15 protein-coding genes are annotated in these 20,259 nt (G+C 58.8%); 6 read left to right on the forward strand and 9 right to left on the reverse strand.

Annotated features, from left to right (window positions below; all coding sequences use genetic code 11):
- Positions 1 to 407 precede the first annotated feature (407 nt).
- The 3 genes from ACONT6_RS00190 to epmB form a co-directional block, all read right to left on the reverse strand.
- On the reverse strand, positions 408 to 2,492 hold the full coding sequence (locus tag ACONT6_RS00190) for an EAL domain-containing protein (RefSeq protein WP_428819894.1): 2,085 nt from the start codon (positions 2,490 to 2,492) through the stop codon (positions 408 to 410).
- Positions 2,493 to 2,728: 236 nt separating this feature from the next.
- Complete coding sequence (locus ACONT6_RS00195; RefSeq protein ID WP_428819895.1) at positions 2,729 to 4,642, reverse strand: hypothetical protein; 1,914 nt, start codon at positions 4,640 to 4,642, stop codon at positions 2,729 to 2,731.
- A gap of 177 nt (positions 4,643 to 4,819) precedes the next feature.
- Positions 4,820 to 5,869 carry an EF-P beta-lysylation protein EpmB gene (epmB, locus tag ACONT6_RS00200; protein ID WP_428819896.1) on the reverse strand — a complete coding sequence of 350 codons (1,050 nt, stop codon included), beginning with the start codon at positions 5,867 to 5,869 and terminating at the stop codon, positions 4,820 to 4,822.
- Between the two features lie 129 nt (positions 5,870 to 5,998).
- Between epmB and efp the strand changes: the two genes are divergently transcribed.
- A complete protein-coding gene (efp, locus tag ACONT6_RS00205; protein ID WP_181254521.1) occupies positions 5,999 to 6,571 on the forward strand; it encodes an elongation factor P in 573 nt (190 codons plus the stop codon).
- Positions 6,572 to 6,841: 270 nt separating this feature from the next.
- Entirely contained in the window at positions 6,842 to 7,795 is a 954-nt protein-coding gene (epmA, locus tag ACONT6_RS00210) for an EF-P lysine aminoacylase EpmA (RefSeq protein ID WP_428819897.1), read from the forward strand.
- Between the two features lie 29 nt (positions 7,796 to 7,824).
- Here the strand turns inward: epmA and ACONT6_RS00215 are convergent, their stop codons facing one another.
- The 4 genes from ACONT6_RS00215 to ACONT6_RS00230 all read right to left on the reverse strand — a co-directional run bounded on the left by ACONT6_RS00215 (position 7,825) and on the right by ACONT6_RS00230 (position 11,082).
- Entirely contained in the window at positions 7,825 to 8,688 is an 864-nt protein-coding gene (locus tag ACONT6_RS00215; protein ID WP_428819898.1) for a GNAT family N-acetyltransferase, read from the reverse strand.
- A gap of 63 nt (positions 8,689 to 8,751) precedes the next feature.
- Positions 8,752 to 9,570: a serine O-acetyltransferase gene (gene cysE, locus ACONT6_RS00220; RefSeq protein WP_428819899.1), complete on the reverse strand. Its 819-nt coding sequence runs from the start codon at positions 9,568 to 9,570 to the stop codon at positions 8,752 to 8,754.
- Between the two features lie 25 nt (positions 9,571 to 9,595).
- Positions 9,596 to 10,582, reverse strand: a complete 987-nt coding sequence (locus ACONT6_RS00225) for a serine/threonine protein kinase (protein WP_428819900.1) — start codon at positions 10,580 to 10,582, stop codon at positions 9,596 to 9,598.
- A 161-nt stretch (positions 10,583 to 10,743) separates the two neighbouring features.
- Positions 10,744 to 11,082 carry a DUF4242 domain-containing protein gene (locus ACONT6_RS00230; RefSeq protein ID WP_428819901.1) on the reverse strand — a complete coding sequence of 113 codons (339 nt, stop codon included), beginning with the start codon at positions 11,080 to 11,082 and terminating at the stop codon, positions 10,744 to 10,746.
- A 201-nt stretch (positions 11,083 to 11,283) separates the two neighbouring features.
- Between ACONT6_RS00230 and ACONT6_RS00235 the strand changes: the two genes are divergently transcribed.
- On the forward strand, positions 11,284 to 13,137 hold the full coding sequence (locus ACONT6_RS00235) for a winged helix-turn-helix domain-containing tetratricopeptide repeat protein (RefSeq protein WP_428819902.1): 1,854 nt from the start codon (positions 11,284 to 11,286) through the stop codon (positions 13,135 to 13,137).
- Between the two features lie 28 nt (positions 13,138 to 13,165).
- Here ACONT6_RS00235 and ACONT6_RS00240 read toward each other — a convergent pair whose 3' ends face one another.
- Positions 13,166 to 14,311 (reverse strand): beta-ketoacyl-ACP synthase III, encoded by a 1,146-nt coding sequence (locus ACONT6_RS00240; RefSeq protein ID WP_428819903.1) that lies wholly within the window; start codon positions 14,309 to 14,311, stop codon positions 13,166 to 13,168.
- Between the two features lie 470 nt (positions 14,312 to 14,781).
- On the opposite strand from ACONT6_RS00240, the gene ACONT6_RS00245 reads away from it, so the two are divergent.
- Positions 14,782 to 15,324, forward strand: coding sequence for a hypothetical protein (locus ACONT6_RS00245; RefSeq protein ID WP_428819904.1), 543 nt, complete (start codon positions 14,782 to 14,784; stop codon positions 15,322 to 15,324).
- Entirely contained in the window at positions 15,324 to 18,263 is a 2,940-nt protein-coding gene (locus ACONT6_RS00250; RefSeq protein WP_428819905.1) for a prolyl oligopeptidase family serine peptidase, read from the forward strand. Before ACONT6_RS00245 ends, ACONT6_RS00250 begins: the two co-directional genes overlap by 1 nt.
- Before the next feature lie 28 nt (positions 18,264 to 18,291).
- Here ACONT6_RS00250 and ACONT6_RS00255 read toward each other — a convergent pair whose 3' ends face one another.
- Positions 18,292 to 18,993 carry a ComF family protein gene (locus tag ACONT6_RS00255; protein ID WP_428819906.1) on the reverse strand — a complete coding sequence of 234 codons (702 nt, stop codon included), beginning with the start codon at positions 18,991 to 18,993 and terminating at the stop codon, positions 18,292 to 18,294.
- 197 nt (positions 18,994 to 19,190) lie between these two features.
- Between ACONT6_RS00255 and bioB the strand changes: the two genes are divergently transcribed.
- Positions 19,191 to 20,258 (forward strand): biotin synthase BioB, encoded by a 1,068-nt coding sequence (gene bioB, locus ACONT6_RS00260; RefSeq protein WP_428821531.1) that lies wholly within the window; start codon positions 19,191 to 19,193, stop codon positions 20,256 to 20,258.
- Position 20,259 lies beyond the last annotated feature (1 nt).

Below are 20,259 nucleotides of genomic sequence, written 5' to 3' on the forward strand. Positions count from 1 at the left end.
ATTGCTGGTAGCTGGAAGTATCCAGGCTTACTGGTGCTGCACTTGTTGGTTTTGTGTTGGTGCAGCAGCATTGCGCTCCAAACGGGAAGCGTGTGTACCTGTGGAAAACCACCGGTGTTTCCACCCGGGGCAACCACGGGAGATGCGTGATGCGCCTTCCATAGGATGAGGTTGCTGCCAACATGTGGAATTCTGGACTATATCACTATCCTTTGAGGGAAAAAAATACTGCCAAAATATTGCTTTTCGATGACGATATCCGCGAGGCGAGGTCTCTGGAGAGATAGGGGAGAGGGGTGTTGGGGAGCAGGTCGGGAGCTGTCTTGCCCCATCTTTGAAAGCCCCCTGCAAACAGTTTGCAGGGGGCGGTGTGCTCAAGGGAGATGGGCGCGCTGCCGTAGCGCGCGTCAGTCGAGGCTGAAATCAAAGTCCATTTCATCCCCGGGCGGCTGTACGTAGTAGCCCTGAATGTAGTCGGTGCCGGTCTGCCACAGGGTGGGCAGCATACTGGCCTGCTCCACGTGGGGAACGATTACCCGGGTGTCGATTTCCTTGAGCTGGCCGACGAGATTCACCAGTGCTTCGCTGTCGACCCCTTCATCCTGTACTTCGCGCACAAACGAGGCATCGATCTTGGCGATGTCCACTTTTACATGCTCCAGCGCCTTGAACGGGCTGAGGCCGGTGCCGAAATGGCACACCGCAACCCGACAGCCCATGCCCTGCACCTGTTTGGCGAAGTCGCGGGCGGCGTGGAGGTTGCTGTTGATGTCTTCGGCGCGCAGCTGGAAAGTGACAGCATTGGGCGGCACCTTGGCGGCCTTGAAGGCAACGCCGAGCCACGCCGGCAGGCTGGTGTCCTTAAGGGACGCCGCGGTGAGGTGGATCAGTGTGGAGACTTCCTGATCCTTGGCGCGCTGGGCGGCAGCGGCCTTGATGGCATTGAGGATGATCCAGCGATCCATTTTCGAGGACAGGCCGGCATCGCCAAGGGCTTCAAGGAAAGTGATCGGTGAGAGTTCTTCCTTGCCATCCACCAGGCGCACAAGCACCTCGTACATTTTCTCGCCGCTGCCCTGCAGGCTGAGGATCGGCTGGTACAGCAGTTTGAGGTTGCCGGCCTCCAGGGCCTGGACAACCCGGGCGCGGTGATAAGTGTTGGCGTCGCCCTGCTGGTCGCTGTCCGGTTCGTAGAGGGCGAATCCGTTGCCACTGTCTTTTTTCACCGCCTGATCGAGGGCCTTGCTCGACTGTTCCAGCACCTTGTCGGCATTACCGGAGGTTTCGCTCAACAGGGAGATACCGATGGAGGCAGTGATATGCAGGGTTTTGCCGCCGCCTTCAAAGATGGTGTCGGCGATTTTCTGCAGCAGTTCCCGGGAGCGCCCTTCGGCACTGTCCGGAGTGGTTTCCGGCATCAGCAGGCAGTAGCTGTCCTCACCGTAGCGGGCCACCACATCACCGCGGCGGACACTGCTTTGCAGCAGCTCAGCGAATTTCTTGTGCAGCTGATCGGCGCCGGCGACACCCACCAGTTGCTGTACGGATTCTTCGAAGCGGTCGATCTGAATCAGCATCAGGCCACCGGTGCGCTGGGAGCCAGCGGCGGACTGGATGGCACTGTTCAGCAGCTGCACGAAGCGCTGCCGGTTATACAGGCCGGTTGCTGCGTCGCGGTTCTTGGCTTCGCTGAGCTGTGCTTCCAGCTCTTCGGTGTTGCCACTGCTGGCGGCGATGCGCACCTGCAGGCAGCGCTCGTCGTCATAGACGGTGGACAGCACCTCGGCCTTGGTGGGCAGCGGGGTGCCACCGGCGGTTTTGGCGGTGAACTGCCACACCTGGGCTTCCACCTCGTTGTTGCTGATGGCGCACTGGCGCAGGAACTCCCGCGCGTCGGGCTGTTCGCCTTCGGTGAGCATGTCGATCAGTGGCTGGTATTCCACATCGTCGCGATCGTTGTAACCGAAGCGCTCGGCGAAAGATTCGTTGGCGTAGACGATGAGGCCATCGGAGATATAGGCGATGGCATCTTTGGAGCTGTCGAGCAGTTCCTTGGCGCGGTTCAGTGTGGCGTTGTAGCGGCGGTCGTGCAGACGCGCCTGGCGACGCTCGTTAAGAGCCGCGAGTTCGCGCTGGATGACCAGCAGAAGGTGCTGGTCTTCATCGACAGTCACCACATCGCGGGCGCCGGCCTTGAGGCCTTCCACCACCGGCTGGGAGCCTTCGCGCTCGGTGAGCAGGATGGCGGGAACATCTTTCTGCAGTTTGTTGATGGTGCGGATTGCGGTGGCGGCTTCGAGCTGTTTGCTCTGCTCGGCGGCGATCAGCAGATCCCACGCGTGCTCCTGCAGGAGCTTGGTGAGGGCTGCTTCGCTGGCGACGTGCTGGGCCCGATTGGGGCGGCCTGCGTTGTGCAGCATGCTCACCAGTCGCTGGGATTCGCCGGGAGCGTCATTGATCAAAAGAAGGCGGATGGTGTTTTCGCTGCTCATTGTATTCCTGTTGTACTGCGTCGCGGCGGCGTTATGTAATTCTGTCGTTTGTTATACCGCTTCCATGCCGTACTTGGGACTCCACTGGCGATTGCCGGACAACCGTCAGCCAATCCGGGAGGCCGCGAACCGGATAGTGTAGGCCGCGTAAATCCGCATTAACAAGTGCAAAGTCGGCACTGGGTCACACACTTTTCGGAAGTCGCAGAAAATTGACGGTTCTTGCGCGGACTACCTCAGGAAAACTCGAAAATCGCGAAGCTCCCGGTGGCGAGTGTCTGCTTGTGCAGGGTGACCGATCGCGTCTGCCCGGCGTTGATGATGTCGACGGTATCACCGGGCTGAAACAGGGGCGCAGGCAATATCAGTTCCGCGGCCTGCCCGGCGTGACCGGTTAGCAGGCCGACCATGGGATCGGTGCGGCGACCGTCGCGGGAGTAGCGGCGCACACGCACCGCGCTGGTATGGCCACCCAGCAACTCAACCCCGCTGCGGCACTGGTCCGGCAGTCCGAACTGCCAGCGCACCAGCGCCAGCTCCCAGTGATCTTTCACGCGCAGTGCAATCAGGTCGCCGCTCTTCAGGCGACCGCGGCAGTCCGGCGGCAATCTGAGGCCCGCACCACTGGCGCTGCTGTTGAGCAGGGTGGCGGGGATGGGCTGATAGCGTTTCTGTGCGCCGTCAGCACTGGTCTTGCGGGATACCGAAGGGGCGCTGGGTAGTGCGCGGGAGGATTGATCGTGCAGAGACACCTCGTAGTCCTTCAACGCTCTTCCGGTGCGGAAATCGATGGTATCCACTTCCATGACCAGACTGTCTGCCGCAGGCGCGGCGAAGGTGTTGGCCAGCTCCGGGGCTTCATCACCGCCGTTTTTGAGGTGGTGCCCGATGGCGCTGAGTCCGGTGACGACCTCGCAGCGGATATTGGCCGGAGTGCGCTGTGTTTCGCGGGATTTGCCTCCCGCCCAGGTGTCCTGAACCCGGTGCAGAATATCTGGAGAAATAGCACCGGGTCGACGCAGTCTGCGCTGGAGTTGCCGCAGCGGATTGCTCAGGTCGATGCACCAGCCCTGGGGAGCAGAAAAGTACTTCATGTCCACGCTGCTGTGTTGTAACCGCACCGATGGGATCGGTGGTTGGTCCAGGCGGAGGCTGGCGAGCAGTGTTTTCAGCGCGGGGGTGACCCGCTCCAGCAGACGCGCGCCTTTGGCCCAGCGGGCGCAGCACAACCACAGTTGCAGTTGTTCCTCGACGGTGAGCTGCAGCGGATTGGCACTGGCGAACAGTGCGCTGTGCACATAGGGCTGGGTAAGCTTTACCCAGCGGTGCGAAGTCAGGGATCTCGCGCTGCTGTCGTTTTGCACCGTGGGCCTGTCTGCGGCCAGCGGGTCCAGCACCCGTCGCTGATCCAGCTGTTGTTCCCGTGCCAGGGCGACCAGGCGTTGCATGCGTGCCCAGCTGCCTTTGGGCGGCGCCAGATAAAAATGGCTGCTGATCTGGATCAAACGCCGGTAACTGTCGATCCCCCGGTGCAGCACCCGCGCCAGGCGACGGCGGTAAAACAGGGTGTGAGGCTCGGACAGGAGTTGTACGCAGATACTGCTGTAGGCCTGGGCGAGGTGCTGGTAGAGAATGACGGCGGTGAGCAGGTCGCGGCGCTGTTCCGGGGTTTGCAGGACACTGCCGCTGCGATCCTGGGCGAGCTGTAACAGGGATAGCTCGCTGGCGTGGCTGGCGATTACCGGCCGCAGGACTTCAAGTGAGGCCAGGCGGATTCTGGCGGGGGCGGTCCAGCGGGTGATTTCTGCGAGCAGGCTGCGCAGGGTGCCCGCGTTGCGCTGGAGTGATTGCTCCGGTGCGTTTTGTTTCAGGTAGCTTTGCAGCCAGCGTTTCAACTGGCGGTGGTTGTAACAGCCGCAGGTGAGTGCATCCAGGTCCCGCATGCCCGGGGCGAGCTGGTCGAGGATTTTGGCCGATGCGGGGCCATTCCCCGGTGACACCGGTCGATCCGTTTCACCGGGTGAGCGAATGCCGCCCGCTAGTGGCTCTGCGGGGCTGCGATATGGGGGTTGAGTGCTGGCGGGTGTCCGCTCGGCTTCACTGCCGGACCGGGCTTGCTGCCCGATTGTTTTTTCTTCTGCTTCCTGCATCACAATAACCGGGGTTTGACTCCCTGCAGTATACGAGGCGCTGCAGTTTGCACAAACGTGCCGGTTGAAATAGGTGACGAAAGTGTCGGTTATTTTGCAATAAAATCCGAGATAGTTCGCGTTCTTAGCGCGTATTAGCTCTTTAGGGCTGGCTCCCGGCCAGCCCGGCGAGTCGCCTCAAAGCGGTGTTTTGGATTTCTCTGCGGGTATTTCGCGCACCAGTTTCGGCACCAGATACCCGGGCAGTCGCTGGCGCAATTGCTCTACCAGCGCACGGGCTTGGGTATCGTTCACTTCGAAATGGGCGGCGCCCTGCACGCGGTCGAGCTGGTGCAGGTAATAGGGCAGTACCCCGGCGTCGAACAGGGCCTCGGACAGGTCCGCGAGGGCCTGCTCGCTGTCGTTGACACCTTTCAGCAGTACCGACTGGTTGAGCAGGGTGACGCCGGCCGCTCTGAGCTGACCGAGGGCATTGCGCACCGCCCCATCGATTTCGTTGGCGTGGTTGCAGTGCAGCACCAGCACCGGTTTCAGGCGACTGCCGGTAAACCAGTCGAGGAATTCCCGGTTGACCCGGGACGGCGCGACGATCGGCAGGCGGGTGTGGATGCGCAGTTTGTCCAGGTGGGGGATAGCGCCCAGTTCACCGGCGAGCCAGCCAAGCTGCTTGTCGCTCATCACCAGGGGGTCGCCGCCACTGAGAATGACTTCCCTCAGGTCCTGCTGGCCGCGGATATAGTCCAGCGCCTGTTGCCACTGGCTGCGGTTCAGGTGGTTGTCGCTGTAGGGGAAGGCGCGGCGGAAGCAGTAGCGGCAGTTGACGGCGCACTGGCCGGCGGTGATCAGCAGCAGGCGCCCGCGGTATTTGTGGACCACACCGGGTACCGGGTTTGCAGCGGCCTCTTGCAGTGGGTCGTCGCTGAATCCGGGAGTGGGCTGCAGTTCTCGCGCACTGGGCAATACTTGCAACAGCAGCGGGTCCTGCGGGTCTCCGGGACGGATTCGGCCGAGATAGGGGCGCGGTACCCGCAGCTGGAACAGTTCCCCTGCCGCTTTCAGTTGTGGCAGCTGTTGCTGGTCCAGCTGCAGTAGTTCGAGCAGTTCCTGCGGATCGCTGACCAGGTCCGACATTTCTTCCTGCCAGCGGCGTTCGGCGGACGGCTGTGGGCTGTCGGTCGCGATTTCCGTTGCGGTGATTTCACGGGGGGGCTGGCGGTGCTGTATCATATGCGGCTGTTTTTTGGCGCGCTCGGCGGCGGTACTGCTGTTGTGACGGGTATGCTTGCCCGTATCCCGGTGAAGGGCGCGCGAAGTTTAATCAATTTGACGGCTCAATGCTGATATTTCGAGGAACTCATGGCTAGTTATTCCACTAACGAATTCAAAGGCGGTCTGAAGGTAATGCTGGACGGCGACCCTTGCTCCATTGTGGAGAATGAGTTCGTGAAGCCCGGTAAGGGCCAGGCGTTCAACCGTGTGAAGCTGCGCAACCTGAAGACCGGCCGGGTCTGGGAACGCACTTTCCGTTCCGGTGAGAGCCTGGAGTCTGCGGATGTGATGGACCGGGATATGGAATATCTCTACAACGATGGTGAGTTCTTCCATTTCATGGAGCCGGAGACTTTCGAGCAGCATCAGGCGGATGCGAAGGCGGTTGGCGATGCGGCCAAGTGGCTGAAGGAGCAGGACATTTGTGTCGTGACTCTGTACAACGGTGCACCGCTGGCGGTGACGCCGCCGAATCATGTGATTCTGGAAATCACCGATACCGATCCTGGCCTGCGCGGTGATACTGCCCAGGGTGGCAACAAGCCGGCGACCCTGTCCACCGGTGCTGTGGTGAAGGTGCCGCTGTTCCTGGAAATCGGCGAGACCATCAAGGTCGATACCCGTACCGGTGAATACCTGGGGCGCGCCAAGGAAGACTGATCTTTCCTGGATTGCTGATCTCAAGGGCGGATACTTTGGTATTCGCCCTTTTTCGTTGCGCCCCGTGGGCTCCGCTCTTCTGAGCCCCTGGCGGCAAAGCACTGGGTGCAGCTTTTCGAAACCGCTGTGAATACATCCCTGTACGCTGCGTCAGCGGCGTCCATGCCGCTGACGCTTTCGAAAAGCCGCACCCAGCGCTTTGCCTTCAGTTCTGAACACGTGCCTGCTGGCGACTAAACTCATCATCTATCGATTACGACGCTACCCTCAATGTCTGAATCCAACTGGCGCCCCACCGCCCCCCTGGAAAACCTCCGCCGCCGTGCCACCCTGCTCGCGGATATCCGTCGTTTCTTCAGCGAACGCCAGGTGCTGGAGATGGAGGTGCCCATTCTTTCCCGTCGCGCCACCAGCGACCCGCATATCGACTCGATTGTTGCCGATTGCAGCGGTAACGCCGCGTATCTTGCGACCAGCCCGGAATTTGGCCTGAAGCGTCTGCTGGCGGCGGGGATGGGGGATTGTTATTACCTGGGCAAGGCGTTCCGCAATGGCGAGGCGGGAGGGCGGCACAATCCCGAGTTCACCATGCTGGAGTGGTACCGGGTGGGCTGGGATGACCACCGCTTGATGATCGAGGTGGGGGAACTGTTGTCCTGGCTGTTGCGGATTTCAAAAGTGCGCTCGTACAGCTATCGCGCGCTGTTTCTGCAGCACCTGGACGTGGATCCGCACCGGGCGTCTTTCGAGGAGCTGAAGGCGACGGTGGCGAAGGTGCTGGAGTTGTCGTTTGAGCCGGCGGGGCGGGATGAGTGTCTCGATCTGTTGATGAGTCACCATATCGAGCCAAATATGGGGGAGGGGATTTCGCTGGTTTACGATTTTCCCGCGACCCAGGCGGCGCTGGCGCGGGTGGAGGACGACGAGCTTGGAGTGCCGGTGGCGCGGCGATTCGAGGCTTATGTGGGGGGCATGGAGCTGGCCAATGGTTACTGGGAGTTGACTGATGCACCGGAGCAGTTGCGTCGCTTCGAGGCAGATCACCGCTATCGCGAGGATAACCACAAGCCGATCCATCCGTTTGAGGAGCGCCTGGTAGAGGCGCTTGAGGCGGGCATGCCGGATTGCGCGGGGGTGGCGCTGGGGGTGGATCGGTTGTTGATGCTGGCCAGCGGCGCCAGCCGGATCGACGAGGTGATTGCCTTTCCCATCGAGCGCGCCTGAGCGACGCGCTCTGGGTTAAATGGTCAGGGCTATGCGCTCTTGCGGCCGTCGCTCAGGTCGCTGTTTTCTGCCGGACCGTTCGGGACATGCGCGCTGCCGCGCTCCGGGGTGAATTCGTAGTGGGCTACCTCGCCCACGGCATAGAAGCCGGCGTTCAGCCACAGATTCTGTTGATCCTCACCGACCAGGGCCACCACGTGCTTGTGGTGGCTGTGGGTCACTTCGTTGACCAGATACTGGAACATGGCCCTGCCGATACCGCGGCCGCGATGTTCTGCGAGGGTGCCGAGGTCGTAGAAACCGAGGGAATCGGCGGAGGAAAACAGGCAACCGGTGGCGACGGGAGTGCCCTGGTATTCGCCGAGGAACAGTTTTAGGCGGCTGTGTTTGTGTTCCGGGAGTTCGGAGAGCTGCTGGTAGAATTTCTTGATCTGCGCGTTTTCGCGCGGGTTGCCCTGCATGGCGACGATCAGGTCACCGTAGGCGAGGATGCCGTCCGCGGTGGTGACCGCATTGATTTCCAACCCTTCCAGTTGCACTTCTTCCGCGGCCAGCTGTTTCACTTCCGACGCCATGGCGATCTGCGGCGCCTTGCGTATCAGGTGCAGCTCGGCGAGGGCTTCGTCATCGAGGGGCTTGCTGGCGCAGTGCCACAGGGAAAAGGGGCTGTGGCGTTCCGCAAAGTAGTCCACCACAAAGCGCTGCAGAATACGCGGCTGCATCACCGAATTGCTGACCACCTGGTTGAAGCGGCTGCTGAGCAGCCCGCTGTCGGTGCGCAGCAGGCCGGTGATTTCCTTGCTTTGTTTGGGGTTCAGGAGGTCTGCGCAGTACCCGGCTTTGTTTTCCAGGTTGCGGCAAACGAGATTTTTCGCGCTGAGACTGTATTTCATGGTTACAGAATAGTCCTGCCGGTTGATGGCCGTATCTATTGTTCGCAACCTGTGACAGCAGAATCAGCGCAAACGATCCACCTGCGACAGGGCACATTGGTTCATGGACAGCGCCGGCTGGTCGCAACTGGCGGTGCCGATGACCTTGGCGGGCACACCCGCCACCAGCGCTTTCTCCGGAACCGCTTTCAGTACCACGCTGCCGGACGCGATCTGTGAGCAGCGGCCGATCTCGATATTGCCAAGGATTTTGCTGCCGGCGCCGATCAATACGCCGCAGCGCACTTTCGGGTGGCGGTCGCCGGATTCCTTGCCGGTGCCGCCGAGGGTGACGGACTGCATGATGGAAACATTGTCTTCCACCACCGCGGTCTCGCCGATCACGATCCCGGTGGCGTGATCCAGCAGGATACCCTGGCCGAGCTGTGCCGCCGGGTGGATATCCACGCCGAACACCACGGAAATACGGTGCTGCACAAACAGGGACAGGGAGCGGCGATTCTGTTGCCACAACCAGTGGGCGACGCGCCACGCCTGCAGGGCATGGAATCCCTTGAAGTACAGGAAGGGTTCGTACAGGGAGTGGCAGGCGCTGTCGCGCTGCTCTACCGCGGCCAGGTCGGCGCGGGCAGCAGCGCCAATACCCGGATCCGCTTCCAGGGCTTCGTCGATGACTTCGCGAATCAGCAACGCGGGAGCCACCGGGCTGTCGAGCTTGTTGGCGAGGTGGAAGCTGAGCGCAGATTCCAGCGTGTTGTGGTTGAGAATGGTGGCGTGCAGGAAGCTCGCGAGAATCGGTTCCCGCTCCACCTGTACGGATACATCCTTGCGAATGCCACTCCACAGCTCGTCCTGTTCCACGCGGGGCTTTAGGTTTTCCATCTGAATAAATTTCCTTTGCTGTGGATCACACGGCGCCGAGGGTGAGCGTTGGCTCCTGCAGCGCCGATTGCTGCTCCCGGAGGGCCAGGATATGTTCCGCCCAGTAGCGCGGGGTATTGAACCAGGGGAAGGCGATGGGGAATGCCGGGTCTTCCCAGCGCCGTGCCAGCCACGCCGCGTGGTGCATCTGGCGCAGGCAGCGCAGGGGCTCCACCAGATGCAGCTGGGCCGGATCAAAAGGGTAGAAGGTCTCGTAGCCTTCCACCACCGCGTCGAGATAGGCGGTCTGTTCCGCGCGGTCACCGGAGATCAGCATCCACAGATCCTGGATGGCCGGACCATTGATACAGTCGTCCAGATCCACAAACCACGGCGTTTCGTCCCGCCACAGGAAGTTGCCGCTGTGGCAGTCGCCGTGCAGGCGGATTTGCTTCCAGTCCTGTTCCAGCACCGGCGCAATCTGTTCGATCAGGTGCGCGGTGGTGGTGGCGTAGGCCTCCACATTCTCCCGGGGAAGGAAGTCGCCGCTGAGAATGAATTCCCGGCTGTCGATGGCAAACCGCTCCAGTGACAGTTCTGCGCGGTGTTCGAAAGGCCGCGTCGCACCGATGGCGTGAATCCGCCCGAGCATGGTGCCCACCTGTTCCAGGTGGTCGAAATTGTCCAGCTCCACCTGGCGCCCGCCGCGGCGGGGAAACAGGGCAAAGCGGAAGCCGTGCGCCGAGTGCAGGGTGTCGCCGTTGATTTCCAGCGGCGCCACCACCGGCACCTCGGCCGCGGCCAGTTCCAGCGAGAACTGGTGTTCCTCACGGATCTGCGCGTCGCTCCAGCGCCCGGGGCGGTAGAACTTGGCGATCAGCGGTTGCGCCTCGTCAATTCCCACCTGGTAGACGCGGTTCTCGTAGCTGTTTAAAGGAAATATTCGGGCATCGGACAGCAGCCCAACACTCTCCACGCAGTCGATTACCCGGTCCGGGGTCAGTGCGTCGTAAGGGTGTGACGATTCGGTCATGGCTGCGCTCCGCTAAGCTTCGCAAAGCTCTGGTCTTAAGGGGGCGCTATGCTAACGCGGTTGCCCGGTGCCGCCAAACGGCAATATCCACAGGGCGGGGCTGGAACAGCTTGGGGGCAAGGCTCCCGGGGCGGGCGGCGCCCCGGGACGGCCAGGCGAGTTCAGTCCGCAGCGGTCTGCGGCCCGATAATACCGCTCACTTCAACGATCTTGTCCGCGGGAAAACCGCCCAGCTTGGCGTGCTTGGCGATGATTTCCTTGTTCGGGGCCTGGTACACGCAGTAGAACTTGTCTTCCGCGACATAGCTCTGCTGCCACTGGATTTCCGGCCCGAGGGATTCGAGTACTGCGCGGGATTTCTGCGAGATGGATTTGAGTTCTTCCGCGGTCAGTTTCTGCGCCCCCGGAATAGTGCGCTCGATGATGTACTGGTGGCTCTCGGCCGCAAAGGTGGAAAGGCTGCACAGCAGCAATGCGGCAGTAAAAATGGAACGTCCCATGATCAGTTTCTCCGTTGATTGAGTGACCACCGAGGTCCGCCGGTGGCCTGGCAGCTATCCAAGCAGTGCGATGAGCGACCGGCAATGAATTGCGCCTGACCTTTACCTGAACCGGGGAATACCGTTAAATCAAAGGCTTAGCGGTACACATGAACTGCGCCGCGAGCGCGGAAATCCCTGAGGACCCTGTCCGGGTGGTGTATGACGACGCTGCAATTCGGAGAATTTGAACTCGACTGCGATCAGCCTGTGCTCACCCGGCGCGGCAGGCCGGTGAATGTGCAGGAATTGCCGCTGCGTCTCCTCGTCCTGCTGGCAACCCACCCCGGTGAACTGATGACCCGGGAAGCCCTGTTCCAGCACTTTTGGCCGCAAGACGCCAGTGGCTTGCTGGATGACAACCTCAATACCCTGGTGCGCAAGTTGCGCCAGGCGCTCAATGATTCCGCACGCAGCTCCCGCTTTATCGAGACGGTACCGAAAAAAGGCTATCGCTTTATTGCGCCGGTAATCCCCGTGGCGCAGCCGGTGGAGGCGCGGGTGGAAATCGCGCCCGCGCAACCTCGCAAACAAATCCGGCCCCTCGCTGTAGCGGGCCTTTGCATCGTGCTGGTGGGGAGCCTGTCGCTGCTGCTCTATTCGCAACTTCCTCACTCGCTGTCGCCTCCTGTAGAGCGCGCACCCCTCAGCTCCGTTGCGGTGATGCCATTCGTGAATGCCAGCGAGAACAACCAGCGAGATTATTTCAGCGACGGGCTGGCGGACGATCTGCTCAGTCGCTTATCCGGGTTCAGGGGGTTGCGGGTGGTGTCGCGGACTTCGTCCTTCGCGCTGCGCGGCACCGAGCTGGATGCGCGCAATATCGGCCAGCTGCTGGGGACCGATGCGTTGGTGGAAGGCAGTGTGCGCAGGGACGGGGAGCAGCTGCGTATCAATGTGCGGTTGGTCGATGCCCGCGATGGTTATCAGTTGTGGTCGCGCAGCTACCAGCGGGAACTGACCAATATCTTTGCGGTGCAGGAAGAGATCGCACAGGAAATTGCCGGGGCACTGGCGGGGGAGTTGCACGGCGCAGGCGAGCACAGCGCAACGGTAAGCCGGATTCCCCCGGCGGCCTACGATAACTACCTCAAAGGGCGCTTCTACTGGCACAAGCGTTCGCAAAGTGGCCTGCTTGCCGCGGTGGATTATTTTGAGCAATCCATTGCCATGGCGCCGGACTATGCACCGGCCTGGGCGGGGTTGGCGGATGCGCTCGCGGTGTTGGGTTTCTACGATTACCTGGCGCCGTCGGAGGCATTCACCCGCGCGCGCGGCGCAGCCCGCCGGACACTGCAGCTGGATCCCGCCAACGCGTCGGCAGAGGCCAACCTGGGCTACGTGGCCCTGTATTACGACTGGGACCTGGAACAGGCCGAATCCCATTTTCTGCAGGCGATAGCGTTCAAACCGGATTCCTCCAAAGCGCATCAATGGTATGCCAACCTGCTGGTGGCCGCCGGTCGTTTTGGCGAGGCGGAGCGGGAAATGCGCAGGGCCACGGAGCTCGATCCCCTGTCGTTGATTGCCAATGCCGCGCTGGGATGGGTGCTGTATCACGCGGGGCAATACCATATGGCACTGGAACAGCTGGCGCTGGCGCAGGAACTGGATCCGGATTTCGAGCTTGTTTACCTGTGGCGCGGCTGGACCCTGGAAGCCATGGGCGACCTCGATGGTGCCAAGGCTTCCCTGCAGGAAAATGTATCCCGCTCACAGGGGAGTGCGATCGGCGTGGCATCCCTGGCGCGGGTGCAGGCTCTCGGTGGCCAGGCCGCAGAGGCGCGCGCGCTGCTCGCTGGACTCGAGTCCGGGGACGGGTATATCCCATCCTATGAAATGGCAAAGGCCTATCTGGCCCTTGGGGATCTGTCGGCGGTAGCTCATTGGCTGCAGCGGGCGGCTGCGCAGAATTCCCATTCCATGGTATTTCTGAACGTGGACCCGCAGCTGGCGGACTTCCGCGAAACCGCTGCCTACACGCCGCTCGCCGAGCAGGTGGCCTCCGGCCATTGATCAGCCGGAGGCGAGAGGTTTACGGTTTTCAGACGGCGATCTTTTCCAGCGCCAGGCTGCCGATAGAGTAGCCTGCACCGAAAGAGCAGATCACACCCTTGCTGCCCACCGGCAGGTCATCGCTGTGCAGGTTGAACGCGATCACCGAGCCCGCTGAAGCGGTGTTGGCGTAACTGTCTAGAACCACTGGCGCGCGCTCTGCGGAGGCCTCGTCGCCCATCAGTTTCTTCGCGATCAGGTTGTTCATATTGATATTGGCCTGGTGCAGCCACCAGCGGTCGATCGCGGCGGGCTGCATGCCCAGCTCTTCAACCTGGGTCTCCAGGTGGGATGCCGCCATCGGGCAGACTTCCTTGAATACCTTGCGCCCGTTCTGGCGGAACAGTTTGCCGGGGCCGAAAGGGTCGCTGTCTTCGGCGCGGGCCACGTAGCCAAAGTTCGAGCGGATATTGTTGGAGAAGAGGGTCTTCGCCTTGGTGCCCAGCACTTCCCACGCGGATTCCGCATTGCAGGTATCGCGGCGTTCCACCACGCTGGCCACGGCCACATCGCCAAAAATGAAATGGCTGTCGCGATCGGTGTAATCCACCTGTGGCGAGGCCAGTTCCGGGTTGATCACCAGTACCGCTTTCGCCGAGCCGCCGCTGATGGTGTCGACCGCGCGCTGCAGAGAGAAAGTGGCCGAGGAGCAGGCGACTTCCATATCGAAAGCAAAGCCGTCGATGCCGAGCTGCGCCTGGATTTCGATGGCGATTGCCGGATAGGCGCGCTGCAGGTAGGAGGCGCCAACGATCACCGCATCGATGTCCTGCGGGCTCTTGTTGGCTTTTTCCAGCGCCAGCTTTGCCGCCTTCAGGCCCATTTCCGCCTGCAGACTCAGCTCGTCGTCACCGCGTGCCGGCAGGTAGGGGCGCATGCGTTCGGGATCGAGGATGCCTTCCTTGCTGACCACGTAGCGGCTTTTGATACCGGAGGCCTTCTCGATAAATTCGGCGGAGGAGTGGGGCTTGGCCTGCAGCTCACCGGATTCGATCGCGTCGGCATTTTCGCGGTTGTATTTGTCCGCGTAGGCGTTGAGCGCCTGTACCAGCTCTTCATTGCTGATGGCGTCCGGCGGCGTCCACAGTCCGGTGCCGCTGATCACGATGCCGCGGGGCATTTGGAATTCACTCATGTTCACTATCCCATCATCCTGTGCTGTACACCTGTGAGGGCGCGCGGCCGGATCAGGTGGACTTCTTTTATAACGTTAGCAGCCGGTGGATTTTTGCGCAGCCGCAGAAAAGGGCGACTATTGTGCCGATAGTGGTCATGCCGGTCTATAAACAGGCACGGCAGTACCGATCGGTCTCTCTGGTGTTTTGGCCGAAAATGTTGTTATTTTGGCCTGCTTCAGTTTTTGCTCCGTGGTCGTCTTTGGCTAACTGCTGTTTTTCACTGAAGTCCACCGGAATCCTTGCTTGACCACCTTTCTGTCTCAGAGGCCAAGCACCATCCGGCCATCGGAAGTGATTTAAGTGGGGCTATCAATATTTCCTGTATCAATTCATCATCATATAAATGGAAGTATTTACCTTCTCCTCTTATTTCCGCTTGCTACTAATGGCTGTCGTATAAAAAACCGCAATGGGTATAGGGATAAAAATGATAAGACTGATGTTTTTTGCTGCATTGGCAGTTTTTCTTGTCGGGTGCGTTACCCGCGTCGAATCAATCCAGAGAGATGTCGATTCTGGCCTGGAGTCAGAGCAGGGCTACCTTCTGATTGCAGTGGATACTAACCGCGAACTGAATGAAATCCATATCGATGGCCCCAGAAACCTTGTTTTGACCGCCGCCGACCTAGATCAGGACGAAAATTATATTTTGTTCAAGGCGCCTGCAGGGGAGTACGAGATAAAAAAAATCGATCTAAGTAAATACTTCGGTTTCCGTCTGCAACGTGGCGACTGGACATTTTCGGTACAGCCGGGAGTGATTAGTTATGTCGGCGATTTGAAAGTGCGACTTAATCGTTTTTCTTTCGGCGGATCTTTTGAGCTTGTCAATGAAGCATCTGAGGCTCAGGAGTTTCTGGAGCGAAAGTTCCCGTCGCTGATTTCTAGTCGCGAAGTCCATTATTTCGGGCCGGGAGAAGATGACTTCTTTCAGGCGGTAAAGCGCTATGACCGCGGGGAGGAAAAGTAATGAAAGCAATAGGCCTGTTTGCCATTCTCGCAATTACAGCTGTTCTTTCCGTAGCTGAAGCTAAAAGCATAGATCCTGAGCTTCTCTTCGATAATCCAAATATCGTTTCACTTGAAATGAGCCCTGATTCAGAACAGATCGCAGCCCATATCTTGGATGGGACGGAATCTCTCGGAATTTTCGATTACGAGACCTCAAAGTTTCTGGGGTTAATTAATTTCAACCGAAAAAAAATGAAGTTGGTGGGCTATGGATGGGTTGATAACGATACGCTACATTTTAATTACAAAAGTACCAGCAATGGGCATTCGAAGCATGCTTTTGTTGATCTGGTTTTCAATGGAGGAAAAACCGAGTTTGATGTCCGATATGTGGATCAGGAAGGCTATATTGTTGACTACCTTCCTGCTTCGGACGGGCAGTTGCTGTTCTCGGCTGTCTCCGGTAGAGCTCGGGAGCAGCGCGTCTACCTTCTCACAGTAGATCAATTAATTGAGCAGGATTTCAATAGAAAAAATCGTTTTCGACGACATTTGGAAGATGCTTTCTACTATGTTTGGGATGACGCTAGTGAGAGTCTGATTGCGCTTTCCAATACCGATGAGGCTATTGATATATGGTTGCTGAGAAAAAGAGCCGATGACTGGCAGAAAGTCTACGCCATAAAAGACTCCGTCGAAGAGTTTGTCCCCGTTGCAATGTTGAATTCGTCGATAATGGCTGTCCTCAGTAACAAAATCACGGACAAGGTCTCATTGGTTGCCTTTGATATCGAAAGTGGGGAATTTGAAAGCATCCTCTATCAGCACAAGCAGTATGACCTTATCGATGCGGATGTCGACACCGGGACTGGGGGGCGCGAATCGAAAATCAAATCTGTTACTTTCTATGATCACGGAAAGAGATCTGATCGATATTTCCAGAGTCATGATATAAGTGAGAATGAACGTCTAAAAAAGGCCTTTCCTGGCAAGGATGTGGCCATAGTTTCACAGGGTACTGACGTCCAAAAGAAGGTTGTTTTTGTTTCTTCCTCTGCCGATCCCGGCGCCTTCTACCTTTACGATGGTAAGTCGCTCGAAGCCAAGCTGATTAGCAACCGATTTCTCGATCTCGATATTTCAATTTTTTCAGAATCCGAAGTCCTGATTTCGGGTACGAAAGAAGGCAGCAGGATCGAGTCGATTTTGACGAAACCCCGCTTCCAATCCAATGGGGTACTTCTCGTGATGCCACATGGTGGCCCGGTGGGTGTAAGGGATGATATGCACTTTGATCCCCGGGTTCAGTACCTGGTTGGACGGGGATACTCGGTACTACAAGTCAATTTCCGTGGGTCTGCAGGCTTTGGCAAGGCGTTCGTTTCCAGCGGTAGAGGACAATGGGGCAAGGCGATTGAGCGGGATATATCTTGGGTTGTAGATCAGGTTAGGTCGAAGAGCGACTTTAAAAATATTTGTTCTATCGGTTCCAGCTATGGTGGTTACTCAGCGCTGATGTTGGCGATCGATAATCCCGGCGTTTACGATTGTGCAGTTGCAATGTATGGCGTTTTTGACCTTCCATTGCTGTTTAATTCCAGCAACCTTCGTATGGACGACGATTACCTTGAGGCGGTAGAGAAGGTGGTTGGCCCTCTCAGTGAAGATATGAAGGAGCGATCACCCTTCCGCCTAGCTGACAAGGTAAATGTTCCGGTACTTTTGCTGGCGGGTAAAGAGGATATGGTATCCGGCTTCGAGCAGAGTAATCGGATGAAATATGCGCTTCGACGTGCTGGCGCCGACATGGAATTTCTTGCCTACAACGGAGTCGGTCATGGCCATCAATTGTGGATTGGAGAGCGGCATCAGGCGGCGCTGGTCAATGATTTTTTGATGCGTAAGCTGGGTCTGCCCGAGCAAGATTTTGTGGACGCATCCATTCGCGCGAAAGAGTATTTGTTGCTAGCAGATACCTTTCGGTTTGGCCGTCTGGTCGACGAGGATCTGTCGCGCGCGGTTGCATTTTATCAAATGGCGGCAGACCTGGGCAGCGCTCGCGCGGTATATGACCTCGCCGAATATTATCGTCGGCCGGGCGACGACAATGATCTGGAGCTATCCCAACACTTGTATGAACAAGCTGCCACTCAAGGGTTCGGTGCAGCCTCGTATCGATTGGCGCAGCTTTCCGAAGACGGTATTTTTAAAAAGAGAAGTGATGCGGAGTTGTTGGCGCTTTATTCGCAGTCCGACGAACTTGGTTATGAGTATGCATTTTTGGATGTCGCACGCTTGAAGTGTCTTGGGATTGATGAGAGTGGTGGTCACTGGGATGGCTCGAATTGTTTAGAGCTACTGGCGCAAAAACACCCGACTGTCAAGCTGGATAAAAAGCAAGACGCCGATGTGTTGGCGGCTGAAATTTTGAAGCGCAAGAGAACAATACTGGCAGAAATTGCCAGCTCTCCGCATTTGAATGCACAGTCTTTAATGGCAGTAAAAGAGGTGCTGAAAGACAGTTTTTCGGTCAACCTGTTCGATTTTTCCGTGGAGCTTGAAGACTATGGCGATGTCTCAACGGGATTCAACCGTAGGGGAAAATCACCTTATATTGCTTCTACCCTGGATTCGTTAGATTTAAACCAGCATTCGAAATTTGGGGTGAAAATCCGTATCGAGGATCTGCCGGAAGACATTAGTGAAGAATCCAAGGCGGCGATGGTGGTGAAATGGAGCTTTCCACCACAGACCGATAAGTACGGTAATATTTACACCCATGACCAGAATGTTGTTTTCCCTTCTCTGAAAGGGGGCCGCATTTACTACTACCAGATTCAAAGTGACTGGGAGAGGGTGCCTGGTATCTGGAAGATTGAAATCCTGGCGGTAGATGGTACTCGACTGGCGGCAAAGGAGTTTGTGCTTGGGTCGTTCGACGGAACAGCGTCCGATTAAGTGCCTGTGTCCGGAAATTGCATGATATTTAGGGGGTTCTGGCCAGCGCGTAAGCGCTTACCCGGATTGCCCCCGCTGCAAGCAGAGCTCGGCAGGCGACTTCCAGGGTTGCCCCGGTGGTGATTACATCATCCACCAGGCCGATATGCAGGCCGTTTACGTGCGGGTTGCAGGCAAAACTGTCGGAAAGGTTCTTCAGGCGCTCGCTGCGGCGCAATTCCTGCTGGCTGTCGGTGGGGGTGACCTTGCGCAGGGCGCGGTTATCTACAGGGATACGCCAAGAGTGACCCAGGGTCTCGGCGATCAGCTGCGCCTGGTTGTAACCCCGGGAGAGCTGCTTGCGCCAGTGCAGCGGCACGGCTACCAGCAGGTCTGGCCGCTCTGACCCCGGATCTAGCCGCTGCGCCGCCAGTTCCGCGAGGGTGCGCCCGGCGGCGAGGTCCCGCTGGTATTTGAAGCGCTGGATCAGTTGTGCCACCGGGTAGGCGTAATACCAGCAGGTGCGGCTGGAGGATTGTGGCGGTGGCTTTTGCAGGCATCGGGGGCAGTGGCGATCGGCGGGATTCGGCAGGGGTAGGGCACAGCTGGCACAGGCGTGGCCAAGGGCTGGTAGATCCCCGCGGCACGGGGCGCAGACCCCGGATTCAATATCGGTGCCGCTGCGGCACAGGACGCACACCGCCAGATGGCGGTCGATCGAGCGCTCCAGCAGCTGTCCCAGCAGACGCATGACCATTCTTCTCTTCCCTGATTCTCCCGGTCCTCGGGACTTGTAAACCTGAAACGGTTCTGTTGGTTGACAGCCAGGTGGCCCCCGCTAAACTGGCTGCCTTGATGGAAACCCGGTTGTACAACCGATCCCGGCGCCGCAACCAATCCGTTCCCGCGCCCCCGAGGAGAATAATTCCTGTGACTGCCAACCCGCAAATGCCCCAAGCCACCGCCGTTTACGGTGAGGTGCGCCACGACTGGAGCCGCCAGCAGGTCCTGGACCTGTTCGCGCTGCCGTTCAATGACCTGCTGTTTACTGCCCAGCAGGTGCACCGCCAGCACTTTGACGCCAACCGGGTACAGGTGAGCACTCTCTGCTCCATCAAGACCGGCGCTTGCCCGGAAGATTGTACCTATTGTCCGCAGAGTGCCCGCTACGACACCGGTCTCGAGCGCGAAAAGCTGATGAAGGTGGAAAAGGTGGTGGAAGAAGCCCGCGCGGCCAAGGCCGGTGGCGCCACCCGCTTCTGCATGGGCGCCGCCTGGCGCTCACCGAAGAAAAAAGACATGCCCTATGTCACCCAGATGGTAAAAGAGGTCAAGGCGCTGGGCCTGGAGACCTGTATGACCCTGGGGATGCTCACCGACGAGCAGGCCAAGGACCTGGCGGACGCAGGTCTGGACTACTACAACCACAACCTCGATACCTCCCCGGAATACTACGGCGAGATCATTACCACCCGCACCTATGAAGATCGCCTGACTACCCTCGGCAATGTGCGCGCGGCGGGCATGAAGGTGTGTGCCGGTGGCATCATCGGCCTGGGTGAAGGAGAGAAGGATCGCGCCGGGCTGCTGATGCAGCTGGCAAATCTGCCGGACCATCCGGAATCCGTGCCCATCAACATGCTGGTGAAAGTGGCCGGTACTCCGCTGGCAGAAAACGAAGACCTGGACCCGTTCGAGTTTATCCGCTGTATTGCCGTGGCCCGCATCATGATGCCGAAATCCCATGTGCGCCTGTCCGCCGGTCGCGAGTCCATGAACGACGAGATGCAATCTCTCGCATTCCTCGCCGGTGCCAACTCCATTTTTTACGGGGAAAAACTGCTCACCACCGGCAACCCGGAAGCCAACAAGGACATGCAGTTGTTTGCGCGCCTCGGTATCAAGCCGGAGGAATACCAGCAGTATCAGGACGAAGCTTCGGTAGAGGCGGACCTGCAGGCGCAGATCACCGAGCAGCAGAACGATCCCTTCTTCTACGACGCCGCCAAGGCGTAAC

Origin of the sequence: Microbulbifer sp. MCCC 1A16149 (genome assembly GCF_050368945.1) — a bacterium.
Taxonomy (GTDB): Bacteria; Pseudomonadota; Gammaproteobacteria; order Pseudomonadales; family Cellvibrionaceae; genus Microbulbifer.

Coding starts and splice junctions, on each gene's coding strand:
- ACONT6_RS00190 (WP_428819894.1), bottom strand. CDS start 2,492: ATGAGCAGCGAAAACACCATCCGCCTTCTTTTGATCAATGACGCTCCC.
- ACONT6_RS00195 (WP_428819895.1), bottom strand. CDS start 4,642: ATGCAGGAAGCAGAAGAAAAAACAATCGGGCAGCAAGCCCGGTCCGGC.
- epmB (WP_428819896.1), bottom strand. CDS start 5,869: ATGATACAGCACCGCCAGCCCCCCCGTGAAATCACCGCAACGGAAATC.
- efp (WP_181254521.1), top strand. CDS start 5,999: ATGGCTAGTTATTCCACTAACGAATTCAAAGGCGGTCTGAAGGTAATG.
- epmA (WP_428819897.1), top strand. CDS start 6,842: ATGTCTGAATCCAACTGGCGCCCCACCGCCCCCCTGGAAAACCTCCGC.
- ACONT6_RS00215 (WP_428819898.1), bottom strand. CDS start 8,688: ATGAAATACAGTCTCAGCGCGAAAAATCTCGTTTGCCGCAACCTGGAA.
- cysE (WP_428819899.1), bottom strand. CDS start 9,570: ATGGAAAACCTAAAGCCCCGCGTGGAACAGGACGAGCTGTGGAGTGGC.
- ACONT6_RS00225 (WP_428819900.1), bottom strand. CDS start 10,582: ATGACCGAATCGTCACACCCTTACGACGCACTGACCCCGGACCGGGTA.
- ACONT6_RS00230 (WP_428819901.1), bottom strand. CDS start 11,082: ATGGGACGTTCCATTTTTACTGCCGCATTGCTGCTGTGCAGCCTTTCC.
- ACONT6_RS00235 (WP_428819902.1), top strand. CDS start 11,284: ATGACGACGCTGCAATTCGGAGAATTTGAACTCGACTGCGATCAGCCT.
- ACONT6_RS00240 (WP_428819903.1), bottom strand. CDS start 14,311: ATGAGTGAATTCCAAATGCCCCGCGGCATCGTGATCAGCGGCACCGGA.
- ACONT6_RS00245 (WP_428819904.1), top strand. CDS start 14,782: ATGATAAGACTGATGTTTTTTGCTGCATTGGCAGTTTTTCTTGTCGGG.
- ACONT6_RS00250 (WP_428819905.1), top strand. CDS start 15,324: ATGAAAGCAATAGGCCTGTTTGCCATTCTCGCAATTACAGCTGTTCTT.
- ACONT6_RS00255 (WP_428819906.1), bottom strand. CDS start 18,993: ATGCGTCTGCTGGGACAGCTGCTGGAGCGCTCGATCGACCGCCATCTG.
- bioB (WP_428821531.1), top strand. CDS start 19,191: ATGCCCCAAGCCACCGCCGTTTACGGTGAGGTGCGCCACGACTGGAGC.